At 70.5% G+C, this 15870-nt stretch carries 15 protein-coding genes; 7 read left to right on the top strand and 8 right to left on the bottom strand.

Annotated elements, in window-relative coordinates:
• Positions 1 to 25: 25 nt before the first annotated feature.
• The 5 genes from ACFYUV_RS06360 (at position 26) to ACFYUV_RS06340 (ending at position 5334) form a co-directional block, all read left to right on the top strand.
• On the top strand, positions 26 to 769 hold the full coding sequence (locus ACFYUV_RS06360) for a thioesterase II family protein (RefSeq protein ID WP_387665607.1): 744 nt from the start codon (positions 26 to 28) through the stop codon (positions 767 to 769).
• Positions 770 to 856: 87 nt separating this feature from the next.
• Positions 857 to 1168, top strand: a complete 312-nt coding sequence (locus tag ACFYUV_RS06355) for a hypothetical protein (protein ID WP_387665605.1) — start codon at positions 857 to 859, stop codon at positions 1166 to 1168.
• A gap of 31 nt (positions 1169 to 1199) precedes the next feature.
• Positions 1200 to 2540 (top strand): NAD(P)/FAD-dependent oxidoreductase, encoded by a 1341-nt coding sequence (locus ACFYUV_RS06350; protein WP_387665603.1) that lies wholly within the window; start codon positions 1200 to 1202, stop codon positions 2538 to 2540.
• Between the two features lie 707 nt (positions 2541 to 3247).
• Positions 3248 to 4120: a class D beta-lactamase gene (gene blaOXA, locus ACFYUV_RS06345; RefSeq protein WP_387665601.1), complete on the top strand. Its 873-nt coding sequence runs from the start codon at positions 3248 to 3250 to the stop codon at positions 4118 to 4120.
• Positions 4117 to 5334: an MFS transporter gene (locus ACFYUV_RS06340; protein ID WP_387665599.1), complete on the top strand. Its 1218-nt coding sequence runs from the start codon at positions 4117 to 4119 to the stop codon at positions 5332 to 5334. Before blaOXA ends, ACFYUV_RS06340 begins: the two co-directional genes overlap by 4 nt.
• 223 nt (positions 5335 to 5557) lie before the next feature.
• Here ACFYUV_RS06340 and ACFYUV_RS06335 read toward each other — a convergent pair whose 3' ends face one another.
• Positions 5558 to 6766 carry a hypothetical protein gene (locus tag ACFYUV_RS06335; RefSeq protein ID WP_387665597.1) on the bottom strand — a complete coding sequence of 403 codons (1209 nt, stop codon included), beginning with the start codon at positions 6764 to 6766 and terminating at the stop codon, positions 5558 to 5560.
• Positions 6767 to 7472: 706 nt separating this feature from the next.
• Between ACFYUV_RS06335 and ACFYUV_RS06330 the strand changes: the two genes are divergently transcribed.
• Positions 7473 to 7856 carry a recombinase family protein gene (locus tag ACFYUV_RS06330; RefSeq protein WP_387665595.1) on the top strand — a complete coding sequence of 128 codons (384 nt, stop codon included), beginning with the start codon at positions 7473 to 7475 and terminating at the stop codon, positions 7854 to 7856.
• Between the two features lie 130 nt (positions 7857 to 7986).
• Here ACFYUV_RS06330 and ACFYUV_RS06325 read toward each other — a convergent pair whose 3' ends face one another.
• From ACFYUV_RS06325 to ACFYUV_RS06315, 3 genes are read right to left on the bottom strand one after another with little or no spacing between them, the layout of a single operon-like run.
• Positions 7987 to 8646: a response regulator gene (locus ACFYUV_RS06325; RefSeq protein WP_387665593.1), complete on the bottom strand. Its 660-nt coding sequence runs from the start codon at positions 8644 to 8646 to the stop codon at positions 7987 to 7989.
• Entirely contained in the window at positions 8643 to 9824 is a 1182-nt protein-coding gene (locus ACFYUV_RS06320) for a sensor histidine kinase (protein ID WP_387665591.1), read from the bottom strand. Before ACFYUV_RS06320 ends, ACFYUV_RS06325 begins: the two co-directional genes overlap by 4 nt.
• Before the next feature lie 7 nt (positions 9825 to 9831).
• Positions 9832 to 11307, bottom strand: a complete 1476-nt coding sequence (locus ACFYUV_RS06315) for an alpha/beta fold hydrolase (protein ID WP_387667445.1) — start codon at positions 11305 to 11307, stop codon at positions 9832 to 9834.
• Between the two features lie 104 nt (positions 11308 to 11411).
• Between ACFYUV_RS06315 and ACFYUV_RS06310 the strand changes: the two genes are divergently transcribed.
• Positions 11412 to 12251 (top strand): isochorismatase family protein, encoded by an 840-nt coding sequence (locus ACFYUV_RS06310; protein WP_387665588.1) that lies wholly within the window; start codon positions 11412 to 11414, stop codon positions 12249 to 12251.
• 245 nt (positions 12252 to 12496) lie between these two features.
• Here the strand turns inward: ACFYUV_RS06310 and ACFYUV_RS06305 are convergent, their stop codons facing one another.
• The 4 genes from ACFYUV_RS06305 to ACFYUV_RS06290 form a co-directional block, all read right to left on the bottom strand.
• The gene (locus tag ACFYUV_RS06305; protein WP_387665585.1) at positions 12497 to 12871 is read right to left on the bottom strand and encodes a hypothetical protein; all 375 of its coding nucleotides are present in this window, start codon (positions 12869 to 12871) and stop codon (positions 12497 to 12499) included.
• A gap of 227 nt (positions 12872 to 13098) precedes the next feature.
• Positions 13099 to 13446, bottom strand: coding sequence for a peptidase inhibitor family I36 protein (locus ACFYUV_RS06300; protein ID WP_387665582.1), 348 nt, complete (start codon positions 13444 to 13446; stop codon positions 13099 to 13101).
• Between the two features lie 254 nt (positions 13447 to 13700).
• Positions 13701 to 15146 carry a hypothetical protein gene (locus tag ACFYUV_RS06295; protein WP_387665580.1) on the bottom strand — a complete coding sequence of 482 codons (1446 nt, stop codon included), beginning with the start codon at positions 15144 to 15146 and terminating at the stop codon, positions 13701 to 13703.
• 36 nt (positions 15147 to 15182) lie between these two features.
• On the bottom strand, positions 15183 to 15869 hold the full coding sequence (locus tag ACFYUV_RS06290; protein ID WP_387665578.1) for a response regulator: 687 nt from the start codon (positions 15867 to 15869) through the stop codon (positions 15183 to 15185).
• Position 15870: the final 1 nt, after the last annotated feature.

The raw sequence follows: 15870 nt of genomic DNA, 5'->3' as shown, positions 1-15870 counted from the left end.
GCGCCTGAAGGAAAGGACCACCACGGTGGATCTGCGTGCTGTCTCGAACCCGGCCGCGCCTGTCCCGGCCTCGGCCACGCCCCGGCTGACGCTCTACTGCCTGCCCCACGCGGGCGGGGGCGCCGCCCACTTCCATCGCTGGCGGGCCGTCCTGCCCGACGTCGAAGTCGTCCCGCTGGAACTGCCCGGCCACGGCGGCCGGCTGGCGGAGCCGGTGGTGACGGACCTGGACGAGCTCGTCGAGCTGCTGGTGGGCGAGCTGTCGGCCGCGCCGTTCGCGCTGCTCGGGCACAGCTTCGGGGCGCTGGCCGCCTACGAGCTGGCCAGGCGCGCCCGCGCGGCGGGCAATCCGCCCGCGGTGCTCATCGTCTGCGGGCGCAACGGGCCGGACACCCCGCCGGTCGAGAGCCGTCTGCACACGCTGCCGGACGATGAGCTGCTGGCCCGGCTGCGGCGCCTGGGTGGGATCCCCGACGAGGTGGCCGGGCAGGCGGATCTGCTCCGGCTCTACCTACCCGCGATCCGCGCCGACCTGGCCATGGCGCACGAGCACCGCGGGGCTGCCGGCCCGGCGCTCGACATCCCCGTCGCGGCCTTCGGGGCCAGGGACGACGTGCTGACCGAGCCCCGCCTGCTGGCCGCGTGGGCGCGGCAGACCACCGGGCCGTTCGAGCTGACGCTGCTACCGGGGTCGCATTTCTTCCTGCACGCACCGGCCTTCGTCGCCGCCCTGCGCGACCGGCTTGGGCGGCTGCCGGCCGCCGCGTAGCCCACTGGCAGCCGCGTAGGTCGCCGCGTGGCCTCCCGTGGCCGCCGCCCAAGCAAGACTCCAGCCGGACGTCCGAGCATGGCCGGCATGGAGCAGACACATCCGGACCTTCAGCGGGCGCCGGCCGGCGCCGTCGACCGCTCGCGGATCAACGCCGCGATCACCGATTACGTCAAGGTTCAGTTCCTTGACGAGGCCGAGCCGCTGTCCGAGCTCGACCAGGAGACCCCGCTGCTGGAGTGGGGGATCCTCACCAGCCTGAACACCACCATGCTGCTCAGTTTCATCCGCAGCGAGCTGGGGGTGCCCGTTCCGCTCACCCACATCACCTGGCGGAACTTCCAGAACGTGCGGGCCATCACGGACATGGTCTGCGAACTGTCCGCCCAGAACGCCTGACCCGGGTCGCCTCAAGAGGAAGGAAGAGCACGTGGACGCCGTTTTCGACATCGGCATCATCGGCGGTGGCCCGGGAGGCGCGACGGCCGCCGCGTATCTGGCCAAGGCAGGTCTTTCCGTCGCCGTCTTCGAACGCGAGACGTTCCCCCGGGAGCACGTCGGGGAGTCCCTGGTCCCCGCGACCACTCCGGTGCTGATCGAAACGGGCTGCATGGAGAAGGTCGAGCAGGCGGGATTCCCGCGCAAGTACGGCGCGGCGTGGACCTCGACCGAGCAGCGGGACATCGACCAGATGGGCTTCCGCAACCTGACCAACGGCTTCCGCTCGGCAGAGGTGCTCTTCGCCGAACGCGACCAGTTGGGGGTCGACCGCGACTACACCTTCCACGTCGACCGGGGGCTGTTCGACCAGATCCTGCTGAAGAACGCCGAGAGCCTGGGCGCGAACGTCTTCCAGGGGGTTTCGGTGGGCGAGGTCGACTTCTCCGCGGAGCTGCCGGTCATGCACGTCCGGCTCGGCCGCGTGACCACGCCCGTACCGGTGCGCATGGTGGTGGACGCCAGCGGCCGGCGCACCCACCTCGGCAACCAGCTCAGGACGAAGGTCGTCGACCCGGTCTTCAACCAGTACGCCGTGCACACCTGGTTCGACGGGCTGGACCGCGGCGCGCTGACGGTGAACAAGGAGCAGTCCGACTTCATCTTCATCCACTTCCTGCCCGTGGCCGACACCTGGGTCTGGCAGATCCCCATCACCGACACCATCACCTCGGTCGGTGTGGTGAGCCAGCGCTCGCGCCTGCGCTCCTTCGACGGCGACCGGGAGAAGTTCTTCTGGGGCACCGTCGCCAGCCACCCCGGCCTGCTCGACGTGCTGAAGAACGCCGAGCAGGTCAGGCCGCTGAAGGCCGAGGGCGACTACAGCTACGGCATGAAGCAGATCATCGGCGACCGGCACGTGCTCATCGGCGACGCGGCGCGCTTCGTCGACCCGATCTTCTCCAGCGGCGTGAGCGTGGCGCTCAACAGCGCCCGTCTGGCCTCGCAGGACATCATCGCCGCTGCCGAGGCGGGCGACTTCGGCCGGCACCGGTTCACCACCTACGAGTCCACCCTGCGCCGCGCCATGCGTAACTGGTACGAGTTCATCTCCATGTACTACCGGCTCAACATCCTGTTCACCGCCTTCGTCCAGGACGACCGCTACCGCATCGACGTGCTGAAGATGCTGCAGGGCGACGTGTACGAGGACGAGCCCGAGATCCTCGCCACGATGCGCGAGGTCGTGCGGACCGTGGAGGCGGACCCGCACCACCTCTGGCATCCCTACCTGGGTAACCTCCGGGCCCCCGCCGCGGCGCCCGGATTCTGAGCCGCCCGGGGTCCTGAGCGCGCCCGTGGGCCGCCCCGCGAGCGGCCCGTGACGGCCGTCAGGCGTCGGCGCGGTTCCACCGGCGCTGCTCGCGCAGCGCGCCAGGACGTCGGCTTCCGAATCCACATCACCGTGGGCCCCTACCTGTTGTCGGTCCCGCGCCCTGAATGCCTCGTGACCAAGGGGCGAGGAGTACACGCTGTGGGCGATGTGCAAGCCACCTGCGGACGTGCGAGCCGTCACCGTACAGATCCCCGGCTTCCAACCCGTCCCCGACTTGCCCATCCGATGACATCGCGTGGTGCACGGCGGAGTTTCTGCCTCCATGCGAAAGAAGATCTATGGCGTCACGAAGGTCATTCGTCCCGGGCAGCAATGGATATTCCGGCGTCGCAATGGATGGATCCACGAGCGCAGTATGAGCATCCCACCGAACTGCCCGAACGAGCGTCGTCGGCAGGGGTCCAGCATCTGGGCTTCATTGATCGCAGTCCCACCAACGCCCCTTCAGGGCGAACAGCCCTCGTCACCGAATCGTCGTCAAGATCGCCTTTGTAGCGTCCAGATCCGGTCCGATCCCCCCGCGGGCCCATCTGCCGCTCGCCTCCGTCGGCGGCTTCTCTGCCAGCGGGTATACGGATTCGAATATCGGTCGTCCCGTGATATCGATATTGGACAGTTCAGATGTCGCGTGATCTCCTCTGCGCATGAAGAAGGCAATCCCCCAGGCCCTCCGTTCCGGGCTGGGCGTCATCGTTTTCACCTCACTCCCCCTCATCTGTGCTCCCTCGTACGCGGCCACCGCCTCAGCCGGCGCCGCCACTGTGGCTGTCGAGGTGCGGCCGGGAACGACCGTGCGCGACGACCTGCGTACGGTGTTCGACACGGCCGGGGTGCGGGGCACGTTCGCGCTGCTGGACGTGTCGTCCAGGACGACGACCGTGGTGGACCGGCGGCGCGCGGAGACGCCGATGGTGCCCGCGTCCAGCTTCAAGGTCCCGCACGCGCTCGTCGCGTTGGAGACGGGCGTGGTCAAGACCCCCGACGAGGTGATCCCCTGGGACGGCACGCCGCAGCCGTATCCCGAGTGGGAGAAGGACATGACCATGCGGGAGGCCGTGCGCATCTCCAACGCGGCGGCGTTCCAGGTGATCGCCCGCCGCATCGGCCTCACGCGCGAACGTCAGTGGCTGCACCGGCTTGGCTACGGCAACCAGCAGACCGGGACCGTGGTCGACCGGTTCTGGCTGGACGGCCCGCTGAAGATCTCGGCGGTGGAGCAGACCCGGTTCATGGAACGGCTGGCCACCCAGCGCCTGCCCGCCTCCCGCGCGAACCAGCGTGCCGTCCAGGACCTGATCCTGATGGAGAAGAAGAACGGGTACACCCTGTACGCCAAGTCAGGCTGGCAGAACGCCCCCAACCCCGGCACCGGCTGGTGGACGGGCTGGGTCGAGCGCGGCGGACGCCTGTACACCTTCGCGCTGAACATGGACATCGCCAAGGACGCCGACGCCGCCAAGCGCGCCACGCTCGCCCGTCAACTGCTGTACCGGCTGAACGTCCTGCCCGCGGCGTGATCGTCTCCCCCGCAGACCACGGTGACCGTCGCACGGTCACCGTGGTCGTCACCGTTCAGGCGGCCATCTCGCTGGGCTACTTCGCGGCCATGGCGCACGTCGTCCTGCACCTGCGAGCCGACCTCGGATTGGCCGCCGGAGGGATCGGCCTGGTGCTGGCGCTGCGCAATCTCGTGCAGCACACGCTCTCCCTGCCGGTCGGCGCGCTGGTGGACGTACTCGGCCCGGTACGGATGGGCATTCTGGCGTGCCTGCTGCGCGCGGCCGGGTTCGCCCTGCTGGGCACTGTGTCCAGCCTGCCCTGGCTGATCGTCGCCGTGGTGCTGCTGGGCACGGGCGGGGCGCTGTTCCACCCGGCGGCGCAGTCGCTGCTGGCCGGGCTCGCCGAACGGCGAAGGGCGCGCGGATACGCGGCGTACGCGATGACGTTGCAGGTCGCGGCGGTGGCCGGCCCGGTGCTCGGGCTGGCGCTGCTGAACGTCGGCTACTGGCTGGTGGCATTGACGGCGACAGCGCTGTGGGGCGTGGCGGCGTTCCTGTTCTCACTCCTGCGGCACGTCCCGCGCGTACGGGTGCCGCACGGAGTCGTCTCCGGGGTGCGAACGGTACTGCGGGACCGGGTCTTCATCGGGTTCGCGGCCGTGTCGGCACCCGCCATGCTGCTGACCGACCAGTCGTCGGTGGTCGTACCGCTCGGCGGCGCGGACGCGACAGCGGTCACCGTGTTCTCCTGCGTGCTCGCCATGGTGTCGGCCGCGGTCCAGCCGTGGTGCGCGGTACCCGGGCGCGCCGACCGACCGCACGTGCTGCGCGCGGGACTGCTGTTCGCCGCGGGCGGCCATCTGCTGCTGGCAACCGGCGCGGGCACCGGGCTGCCAGGCCTGGCGCTGGTGGCCGTGCTGCACGGGCTCGCCGACGGGCTGCTACAGCCGGCGGTGTTCCAGACGATCGCCCGGCTCGCCCCGCCGACGCGTTTCGGGGCGTACCTGGGCGTGCAGACGTTCCTGTCGGGCCTGGTCGCGTTCGCCGGCGGCATCGCGGTGGGCGGGTTGTTCGACCGGGGACCAGGCGGCGCGACGGCGGCGCTGGTCATCCTGACGTTGACCGCCTGCGCCGCGGCGGCCTGCGTCCGTCCGCTGCCTGAGCAGGCGATCGTTTTCCCCGGCCGCGCCGAAGAGCTCGGGGACGGTGTCCGCGACGCGACGAGGTCATGACCGGCGGGACCGTCGCCATCGCGCCCATAGCGCCCACCAGACTGGTCGTCTCCGCGCCGTCATCACACCCTGATGGAGTGCTTCCAGGTGTATGGGGCCCGGCGTCGACACCGCGGCGGCATGCTCACTGTCACGGGCATCGCGCTGAACGCCGCCCGGAGCTTGGCGACCGGCACGGCGAAGGTCAGGCGCTGGGCAACCTCGGCCGCCAAGTAGCCGTTCGCTAGCCGGCGTCCCTTCGAGTGACCCAGAGGTTCCCCTGGCTCAGCACCCAGACCTCGTGGGTGCCGGGACGCTGGGACAGCCGCATGCCCAGCCCGACATCCTCCTCCGTATCGGGTAGCTTGATCGGCTCGTGACGCCGGCCGGTGACGTGTTCGAGGGCGGTGTCGTCGAGGGAGGTGAGCCAGACGCCACCCTGCCCATCCGGGGTGAGGTCGGCCTCTCTGTCCGGCAGTGCCACCTTGCCCGTGTGCCATGACCAGGCCGAGCCGTTCCAATGGGCCAGGACCTGCCGCCCGGGCTCCGACTCGTCGCTCGCGTTCCAGGTCCAGTAGGCGGCCACCCAGACGTCATCAGGCCCGGTCGCGACCATGCCGTCGCACGCGAGCCAGGCCCTCGGCTCCCCCTTCGGATGGGGCAGTGCCAGGTCGGGAACGCGCTGCCACCGCCCGCGATCCCATCGTGCGAGCTGGATGCGATGTGCACCCTGGACTCCCGCCGCCCAGAGCGCTCCTCCCTGCCCTCGCGCGAGCACGTCAGCCTCCGCCACCGGTGTGTGGGCGGAGAGCTTCCCCTTGGTCAGCCGAACGGTTCTCCCCCGGGAGTCGATGAACCACGGATCGGTGCCGCTGACGGTCAGCGCCTCGGCCTCCTCCGCCGGGTCCTCCGTTCGGACGGTCCGCGCCTCCCATCCGCTGCCGTTCCATCGAGCCACGCAGGACACGTGGTCATCCTTCTCCAGTCGCGTGCCGTACACCCACAGGCTGCCGTCCTCGGTCACGTCGACCTTGGACAGGTGGTCCGAGCACCTCTGCGGCGGTGCGACCACGTGCCACGTACCCGCGTCGTACCGCCACACCTTCCCCCGGCGCTCGGTGTCGGTCGTGACCAGGCACCCCTGCTCCTTGTCCAGATAGGGCTTCACCGGCACCTCGGCCGTGCCGACCACCCATACCGTCCCGTCCCGCTTGACCGCCAGGTCGTTGGGAAACCCGTCCTTGACGGCCTTGGCGAGCTGCCAGTCATCGATGTGATCGGTGTAGGCGGTCTTCTCCGGCCCCGTGGGCGGCAGCTGGCCGTCACAGATGGGGGTGGATGTCGGCTTGGCCAGGACGGTCGGGGACGGTGGGGCCGCCGCCGGCGTGGCCGAGCAGCCGCAGAGGAGGATCGACACCACTGCCAGCACGGCCGCACGCAAGGATCCGGGCATCGGGCCACCCTACGCCCAAGATGGACATCTTCACACGGCCTCCATCGAGCCGCCCGCGCCTTCGCCGAGTCCGGCGCCGCGGTCCCCCTCGCCGACATCAACGAGACCTCGACATGATCCGCCACCTGGAGCTGGAGGTCGTCGCCGGTCCGCCACAGTGTCCGGCGCGGCGAGGGCGGGCCGCTGGTCGGTGAAGCTCCGCCTTCAGCCTCTGCGGCTGCTCATATGGCGATCATCGAGAAGACGGCCAGGCCATGAGCCTCGCACCCGTCCCGCTCAACGACCCGCACGATGCCCTCCCGCTGGTATCCGGCCTTCTCGGCAACGGGGGTGGACCCGCAACGGAACGGGATCGCACGTTAAGCCGGTTCGGGGAGGTCAGGAGGGGTGTGCAGAGCGGGTCACCGGAGAGCGTCAGCGTGCGTTCCGGTTCCAGCGCCGCCCAGATGTGATCTTGGTCTTGGGGTCGGATCGCCCGGTGGGGCGGTGTCCGGTGCTGGTGATCTCCGTGTCCGGAAGCCTCGGTAACGGACAGGATCGGTCAGGGCTCGTTCGCGCCTCGATCACACCCTGTGGCGTGTCCGGAACTCAGTCCGGAACCAATGTTACGAAACCGCCGTCACGCAGCCGGGTTGCAGTACGTCATTGGGTTCATGACCGTGCCTGTGACCCTCGCCTGGAGTGTCTGCGGGCTGGGGACACGCTGGTGGTGTGGCGGCTGGACCGGCTGGGGCGGTCGCTGCGGCATCTGGTGGAGACCGTCAACGCCCTGTCCGAGCGCGGGGTGGCATTCGCGTCCCTGCACGAGGGGATCGATACCAGCACCAGCACTGGCCGCCTGGTCTTCCACATCTTCGCGGCGCTCGCCGAGTTTGAGCGCGAACTCATCGCCGAGCGGGCGGCGATCGGCCGGCAGGCAGCGCGAGTGCGCGGCCGAGTGGGCGGCAGGCCCGCCAAGCTGCCGGCCGAGCAGGTCCGCCTGGCCCGGGCGCAGTACGCCCCCCAGGGCGTCACCGTGGCTGAGATCGCCCGGGCGTTGGGAGTCGGCCGTGGCACCATCTACCGGGCGCTGCAGCAGGCGCCTTCCTGATCCAGGTGTCCCGCGACATGCAACCTTGAGCATGTGTCATCGAAGTCTGAGCGATGCATCGATCGAGGGTGCAGTTGTCCTGTTGGGATCGATCCGTCTTGCGTTGATCGAGCGAATGGCACTGCTCCGGTCACGGTAGGTCTGCCCAGGTGATGAGTCCGTGCCGGTGGGCGTAGAGGGCTGCCTGCACGCGGGTCCGTAGTCCGAGCTTGGCGAGGATCCGCTCGATGTGGACCTTGACCGTGCCGGGCGAGATGACCAGGGCCTGGGCGATCTCGGCGTTGCTGTTTCCGGCGGCCAGGTGGCGCAGTACGTCGGTCTCGCGTGGCGTCAGCGTGCTCATGTCGTCGGTGGCCGGGCGCGGGGAGGTTGCCGCGAAGCGGTGCAGCAGGCGGGGAGTCACCTGTGGGTCCACCAGCCCCTGGCCCTCGTGGGCGACCCGTACCGCATCGAGGATCAGGTTAGGGTCGCTCTCCTTCAGCAAGAACCCGACCGCGCCCGCCTGCAGCGCGCCGAACAGGTATTCGTCCAGGTCGAACGTGGTCAGGGCGACCACGGCCGGTGCGGGGGCGAGGGCCAGAAGGTCACGGATCGCGGTCAGCCCGTCCATGCGCGGCATGCGGATGTCGGTGAGGACCACGTCGGGCCGGTGCCGCCGGGCCATCTCGACGACCTGGAGTCCGTCCGCCGCCACCGCCACGACCTCCAGATCCGGTTCGGAGGACAGGAGTAGGCGCAGGCCCTCCCGGGTTGGCGCCTGGTCGTCGGCGACGATCACGCGTATGCTCACCGGCGGCCCCCTGGCGTGCCGTGGTTGTCTGCGGTCTCTGGCTCGAGGTGGCCCGCAACCATGTGGGTGTCGTCGATCGTGTTCGGTTGGTTTCCCATGTCGTGAGTCCCGTTCAGGGGCAGACGAGCGGTGACTCGCCAGCCGCGCGGAGCTCGTGGCCCCACGGTGAGCGTGCCGCCGAGCATCGCCGCCCGCTCTCGCATGCCGCGCACTCCGCTCCCCGCCGGTACGGCCGATTGGCCGGGCACCGCCTGCCCATCGTCCTCAACCACGATGGCCACAACCTGGCTGTCCCTGTCGACCCGTACGGCGGCCTGCGAGACCCCGGCGTGCCGCATCACGTTGGTCAGTGACTCTTGCACGATCCGGTAGGCCGCGTGCCGTACCCGCAAGGGCACCCCCTCGCGCAGGGAGTCGCCCTCCAGCCGCACACGCAGTCCCTGACGCGACAGGCGGACGGCCAGCGACCCGAGATCGGTGCCGGCGTCTTCGTCGCGGAGCAAGCCGAGTAGCCGCCGGGTTTCCGCGAGCGCGGTGCCGGAGATCTCGGCGATCGTCTCCAGGGCCCGCTCGGCGTCCGCAGGGGTGCCCCGCCGAGCTCCCACGGCCTGGATCCTGATCGCGCTGAGATGGTGGCCCACCACGTCGTGCACCTCTCGGGCGATCCGGGCGCGCTCCTGGGCCCGCTCGACCAGGGCGAGTTGCCGGGCCCGGTCGTGCTGCAGGCGCAGGGCGTGGCCGAGCGCGACCGGGGCGAGCCCTGCGGCCACCGCCGTGATCAGCTGAGAGGGGTATGTCGGAGTCCCGACCAGCATGAGGTCGAGCAGGACGAGCCAGCAGGTCGCAGCGATCGCGGGCAGCAGCCGTCCTCGGTCACGGTGGTAGGCGGCCGAGCTGAACGCCGCGACCGTCACCCAGGCGCCGACCTGCGGCTGGCTCAGAACGATCGCGAGCAGGACGGACGCACCCGAGGCCAGGGCCGCGGTCAGCGGAAGACGGCGACGCACGGTCAGCGGCGCACACACCGTGCAGACCAGTACCCCCCACAGGGGGGTGAAACCGTCCTGGTCGGCCATGGCGGCGGTCAGCAGCGGCACCGCCAATGTCAGCAGCGCCGTCGCCGCCGCCAGCACGGCGTCCTGGGCGAGTATGGGCAGCGCCCGCCAAGCTCCGATCACGGTCAGTTCACCCCCGGGGGATCTTAGCCACCAGGTCACCGGGGCAGCGCGCCCCGGGCGGGGGCAGGGTCCCAGCGGTCAGGTAGTCGTGGACGTACTGGCGCAGGCAGGTGGCGCCCAGCCCAGACGCGCTCTGCATGAGGTAGGCGGCGTGCCCGTCACCGTGCCTGACCACGCGTGCCCCGGACAGTTGCGCGGCCATGTGCTCGGCGGCGAGGTTCGGAGTGTTGTCGTCGGTGTCGCCGATGGAGATCAGCACCGGCGGCACACCTTGCGCCCGCAGCGGGTGCGGCGGGTAGGAGGGGGCCTTCCCCATGCCGAGGCAGCGGGCGAGCTGGTAGCGGCCCTGGATCCAGCCGATCCGCGGCGCGGCCGCGCGCAGGCGCGATTCGATGGTCAGGAAGCTGCGGTATCCGGGCACCTGAGGCATGAAGTCGTGGCACATCAGCGCACTGTGGGGGTATCCGGGGCCGTCGGCGGCAGGGGGCAGCAGGTTCGCCAGGGCTGTGGCGTCGCCGTCAGAAGCCTTGCGCAGTGCTGCGGCCAGCCTTGGCCAGGCGGGCGGGGTGAGTCCCTCCCGCACCGCGACGAGGAACTCACGCTCGTCCAACGTCCGTCCTGCCGCCGGTAGAGGGGTACGGCGGGCGCGGGCGAGTAGGTCGTCGAACACCTCGATCGCGTCGTGGTCCAGCGCGCACCCGGCCCTGCACCAGTCGCGGAAGCGGCTGAGCTGTCGCTCCTCGGTGAGCGCGTTGTGCAACAGCCATCTCTTCAGTGATGTCTGGGTGTGGTCGGCGACGCCGTCCAGCACCATCCGGGCGACCTTCTTGGGGAATAACTCCAGGTAGGCCTGCCCGAACACGGTGCCGTAGGAGTTGCCGAGATAACGTAGTTTCGGTTCGCCGAGCGCGGCACGCAGCGCCTCCAGATCATGGGCCGCTTGCCAGGAGGTCAGTCCCGCGTAGGCGGTGCCCATGGCTGTGCGGCAAGAGGCGTCGTAAGCGGCGTTCGCCTGGGCGTGCGCGCGCCAGCTCTCCTCGCCGGGCCGCAGGATCAGCCCAGTGAGGCCGGGGGGCGGCGTGGCGCACTCCACGATCGAGGTGCTGCCTCGGCTGACCGCGCTCCTCGCATTGATCAGGACCACATCGAACCAGGTGGTCAACTCCGATACCACCGCGGGCATGGACCGCACATCCTGAATGGTCGCCCCGCCACCGCCGGTGTTGACCACCAGCGAGCCGAGGCTTCGCGACGGGTCACGCGCGGGCATCCTCGCGAGGTCCACCTGGGTCTTCGGGCCGCCGGGTCGCTTCCAGTCGATCGGTACGCTCAGTTTGGCGCATTCGATGCCGTCCCCGCACTCAGCCCATCTCAGGACCTGGACCGGAACTGGGGGCTCAGCCCTCAGGGCCCGGGCCGGAGCTTGCGGCGTGGCGGCCATGGTCACGCCGAAGACAAGAGCGGCCAGCGCTCTGCTCAACATTTTCACGGGTCGAGCATTGCCCTGACCGGCATGCCCGAGCATCTGCCATCCGGCATATTTCCGGGGCGACGTCCGTACGGCAGGCAGCGAGCTCGTTCCCTTCGATGGGGAGTTCGCCCGTGTCGTTTCCGTCTTCCTCTTGTGGAGGCCGAATCCTCCTCGCAACATCCGCCAGCTCGTTCGCGCTGTGGCCGGACTGTGCAAGCCACTGCACACGGAAGTGCTCGAAACCATCGGCCGTGAGCTGCGGGGCGAAGAGAAGCAGAAGATCTCGCGGGTCATCGGAGCGGTGGACTGGGATCGGATCAGCGACGTCTCGGCGGACTCCTACCTTCACCTGTATGAGCACTTCCTTGAGGCCTACGACGCCGACCTCCGTAAGGCGGCTTCGCAGCCGACGACGTCGTGGCCGTGGACCCGGCGATGGGCACGGGAACCTCTGCTCAACATCGCCAACAGCGTGGCTCGGACTGTGGATGAGGAGGAAGGCAAAGGACCAGAAGCTCTACGTCGCCGACACCCTGGACAGCCCCTTTGGCGACACGCACCTTGACCTGGGCTCGATGTACGAGCCGATCGTGCGGTCTCGCCGTGAATCCAACCGAGTCAAGCGCGAGAGACGGCACGCAGCTGCTCGACTTCAAAGCCACCGGGCTCGGCAGGGCGCTCACTCCGCCTCCAAGAGCGGTTTCGAGGGCTTGACCGAGGAAGGCGAGACGCTGTCCGCCTGGCTGAAGGCGCGTGACGTCACCGACCTCGATGTCGTCGGCATCGCGACCGACCACTGCGTCAAGGCCACCGCGCTGGACGGAGCGCGCGCGGGCTTCACGGTTCAGGTCCTGCTCGACTACACCGCCGACGTCGCCGACGACACCACGCGCACCGCGTTGGACGAGCTGCGCCGGGCCGGTGTCGCGCTGAGCGGCGAGCCTGTCGTCGCCTGAGCACGCCGGCCCGGCGTGCTCGTCGGCGGCCTGCGGATCCAGTCCACGCAGGAGTACTGCCCCACGGGCGGGGACGGCCACGGGTCGATTGGCGACCATCCGGAGTCGAGCCGCTCGCACCGACTCTGCGGACGATCTGAGTGACCCGTGGCCATCGCCGCGACCAGGCACAGCATCACGTCGGCCGTGGACCGTCCCCCGAGTGGTGAAGGCCGTGGCGTCAGTCGGTCACATGAGTCGCGTGGTCAATCACACGGTCCGCGTCGAGCGGCGCGGACGACGAAGCCGAAGTCGTCGGCGACCTGGCCCGGGGCGAGCTCTTGGCGTGCACCGCCGTAGCCGAACCAGTTGTAGAAGCACCAGGGGTCGTTGCTGTAGTTGGCCGCCCGGACGATGGGCGGGATGATGTCGGCCTCGTCGTCGTAGAGGACCCTGAGGTTGTCGTCCACGTCGTAGGCGCAGACGCCCAGCACGGGCGGGCAGGCGAAGTCGGCTGCGGCTGGTGCTGCGGCTGGCTGAGCGGACGCGGCGGCCGGTTGTGCGATGCCGGCGGCCAGGGCGAGGGTCAGGGCGCCGGCCAGGGGCGCGAAGGTGGCCGCAGTACGGCGGGTGATGTTCAAGGCGGATGACCTCCTCAGGTCATGGGGGAAGGCGTTCACCCCTGCAAGGGGGGCGGACCGGGCGGCGGGACCTCGGCGCGCCGGTGGTGGGACAGGGCGCGGCAGCGGGTGGGCCGGCGGGCCGGCGGTGTGGGCAGCGGCGCGTTCGCGCGCCAGAGAACGGGGTGACCTCAGTTCGCGCGACCCAGCGCGTGGCGTCAGGCCGCACCCCTTGGCCGGACGGCGGGTCACCGCCAAGCGGCGATGGGAGGATCGAGGAAGGGAGTGTTACCACCGGCCGGGACGAACCCGACAGGCCGGCTGGAGCAGCCGGGGTCGAGGTACAGCAGCCGGGAGAATCGGGTGTTGTTGACGGCCGATTCCGCATGAGCCTCGGGCGTGACAATGCACGGACGCGAGCCGGAGACGGGGCGGACGACCTGCCGCTCGCCTTCGAATTCGGGCTCGGTCCAGAAGCAGACCGCATCGTCGGGGCAGCGCGGGTCAGCAGCGTGAAGGGCGCGGGCTGCGGCGGGCGCGGCGGTGGCGAGGGTGGCGCCGGCGGCCAGGACCGCAAGCAGGGCGAGGGAACGCATGGGGATCTCCTGTCGGTGGTGGGACTCCGCTATCTCATTACCCTCACTCTCCGTGTTCTTTAACATACTCACAGTGAGTAACTTGTCGCCGCCGTGACTCCGAGGAGCACTCGTCTGGAAGCCGCATTCAGCGGTGGATCGCGCGGGCACGTCGTGATCTCCCGAGTCCGCCGGCCGGCGGCTGGCCGCCCGGATTCGCACGATCCCGGGCGTGCGCGGCGTCGAGATCCTGATCTTCCTGTCCATCTTCAAGGTCAGATACCCGTGGCCGCCCGGACTGGCGCGCCGGGAGCCGGCCCACCCGTAGACGGCCGGATCGTACGGGCAGCGGAGCGGCCGATGCGAAGCCCGGCGAGGGCGATGAGCAGCATCGCGACCGAGCACCAGGCCGCCCAGTCGCCCAGGCCGGCGTAGACGGTCGAGGCGCCCTGCTGCGGCACCGCCGCGAACACCGTGGTCATGCCGGGCCTGCCGCTGCGGCCTTCGGCCAGCACCCGTCCCCGGGTGTCGCTCACCGTGAGCAGGCCCTGGCGGGCCGCGCGCGCCACCGACAACCCGCTCTCCACCCCGCGGACCACCGCCATGCGGCTGTGCAGCCAGGCATCGTCGTCGAAGTCCCAGGCGGGGGCGAGCAGCATCGTCGCGCCGGCCTGGCGGTACTGCCGTACCAGCCAGGGGAAGTCCAGGTCCTTGCAGACGATCAGGCCCGTCGTGGTCGGGCCGAGCAGGGTCAGCGCGCGTCCGGGCGTGAACTCCGACTCCAGCCCGGGAATCATGTGGTGTTTGTCGTAGCGGGCCCCGGACGGGTAGGCCAGCGCGCTGTTGGTCCGGGTGGCGCCGGCGCCGAGCGCGACGCCCGCGACGACCGTCACGCCCGGCCTGGCCAGCGGCAGGCGGGCGGTGGCCGCGTCGAACGTCTTCTCCGGCAGCACCGCGATCTCGGCGCCGCGGGCGGCGGCCGCGTCGACCGCCCGGCGGTAGCGCCGGAGCAGGTCGCGCCCCTGCGGGGAGTCCAGTGCCACGGTGTCGCTCGGGTCGTCGGTGGAGATCAGCGCGACCTCGCGGCGCTGCCCGCCGTCCTGGCCGGTGCCGAGCCGCGCGAAGCCGTACGCCAGGGCCAGCGCCACCATCGCGCCCGCGGTCACCGCGACGGAGAGCCGGCGGGTCGCGCCCGGCGCGAGAAGCGCGGCCACGGCGGCGGGCACGAGCAGGAGCAGGAAGGTGATCCCCCAGACGCCGGCGACGGAGGCCGTCTGCAGGACGGGTAACACGTCGGCCTGCGTATAGGCCAGGCTCCACCAGGCGCCGTGCGGTCCGGCCAGCGCCATCAGGTACTCGACGCCGACCCACGATGCCGGTACGGCGAGCACGGCCGACAGCGTCCGCCGCCTGGCCAGCAGCGAACGGTGCAGCAGCACGCCGAGGCCGTACAGCAGCGCCGGCCCGGCGAGCAGGCCGGCCGCCACCGGGACGGGCGTCTCCAGCGTCGCGGTGAAGTACGGCCACCACTGCAACTGCCCGCCGAGCCAGGCGAGGGCGCCCGCGGCGAAGGCCGCGCCTCCCCCCACGCGGGGGGCGGCGAGCAGCACGGGCAAGGGGGCCAGCCACGTCACCCAGGCCACGGGGTGCGGGCCGGTGCCGAAGTGCAGCAGGACGGCCGAGGCGAGGGCCGCGGCGAGCGCGATCAGGACACGTTTCATGACGACGATGCTGCTCGCGGCCGCCCTGGTGGCGCGTCAGTCGTGAGTGTGATCTCCGATGTCACTCTCACCGGCGACCACGAGGCCGCATTCGTAGGCGAACACCGCCGCCTGCACCCGGTCCCGCAGGTCCAGCTTGGTCAGGATGCGGCTGACGTGCGTCTTGACCGTGTGCTCGGTGACCACGAGCGCGGCGGCGATCTCGGCGTTGGACAGCCCGCGGGCGACCAGCCTGAGCGTTTCGCGCTCCCGCTCGGTGAGCGCCGCCAGCCGTCCCGCCAGCCGCGGCATCGGGCCGTGAGCCGGCCTTCTGACCAGGTCCTCCAGCAGCCTGCGGGTGGCGGCGGGGGCCAGCAACGCCTCGCCGGCGGCCACGGTGCGCACCGCGTGCGCCAGCTCGTCGCGGCGGATGTCCTTGAGCAGGAAGCCGCTGGCGCCCGCGCGGACGGCGTCGTAGACGTACTCGTCCAGGTCGAACATGGTCAGGACGAGCACCTTGGCGGCGGTGGTCGCGCAGATCTCCCTGGTGGCCTCGATGCCGTTCCTGCCCGGCATCCGCACGTCCATCAGGACCACATCCGGACGCAGCCGCCCGGCCAGCGCGATCGCCTCGTCGCCGTCCGCCGCCTCGCCCACCACCAGCATGTCCGGCTGAGCGCCGAGGATCAGGCCGAACCCGGCGCGGAAGAGATCCTGGTCGTCGGCGATGAGCACGCGCAGCATG

The sequence above is a fragment of the Nonomuraea sp. NPDC003560 genome (genome assembly GCF_042878785.1).
Taxonomy (GTDB): Bacteria; Actinomycetota; Actinomycetes; order Streptosporangiales; family Streptosporangiaceae; genus Nonomuraea.
The sequence above is the reverse complement of the archived record's forward strand: the minus strand, read 5'-3'. Positions and strand labels throughout refer to the sequence as shown.

Coding starts and splice junctions, on each gene's coding strand:
- blaOXA (WP_387665601.1), top strand. CDS start 3,248: ATGAAGAAGGCAATCCCCCAGGCCCTCCGTTCCGGGCTGGGCGTCATC.
- ACFYUV_RS06315 (WP_387667445.1), bottom strand. CDS start 11,307: ATGTTGAGCAGAGCGCTGGCCGCTCTTGTCTTCGGCGTGACCATGGCC.
- ACFYUV_RS06335 (WP_387665597.1), bottom strand. CDS start 6,766: ATGCCCGGATCCTTGCGTGCGGCCGTGCTGGCAGTGGTGTCGATCCTC.
- ACFYUV_RS06295 (WP_387665580.1), bottom strand. CDS start 15,146: ATGAAACGTGTCCTGATCGCGCTCGCCGCGGCCCTCGCCTCGGCCGTC.
- ACFYUV_RS06310 (WP_387665588.1), top strand. CDS start 11,412: ATGGGGAGTTCGCCCGTGTCGTTTCCGTCTTCCTCTTGTGGAGGCCGA.
- ACFYUV_RS06300 (WP_387665582.1), bottom strand. CDS start 13,446: ATGCGTTCCCTCGCCCTGCTTGCGGTCCTGGCCGCCGGCGCCACCCTC.
- ACFYUV_RS06355 (WP_387665605.1), top strand. CDS start 857: ATGGAGCAGACACATCCGGACCTTCAGCGGGCGCCGGCCGGCGCCGTC.
- ACFYUV_RS06290 (WP_387665578.1), bottom strand. CDS start 15,869: ATGCTGCGCGTGCTCATCGCCGACGACCAGGATCTCTTCCGCGCCGGG.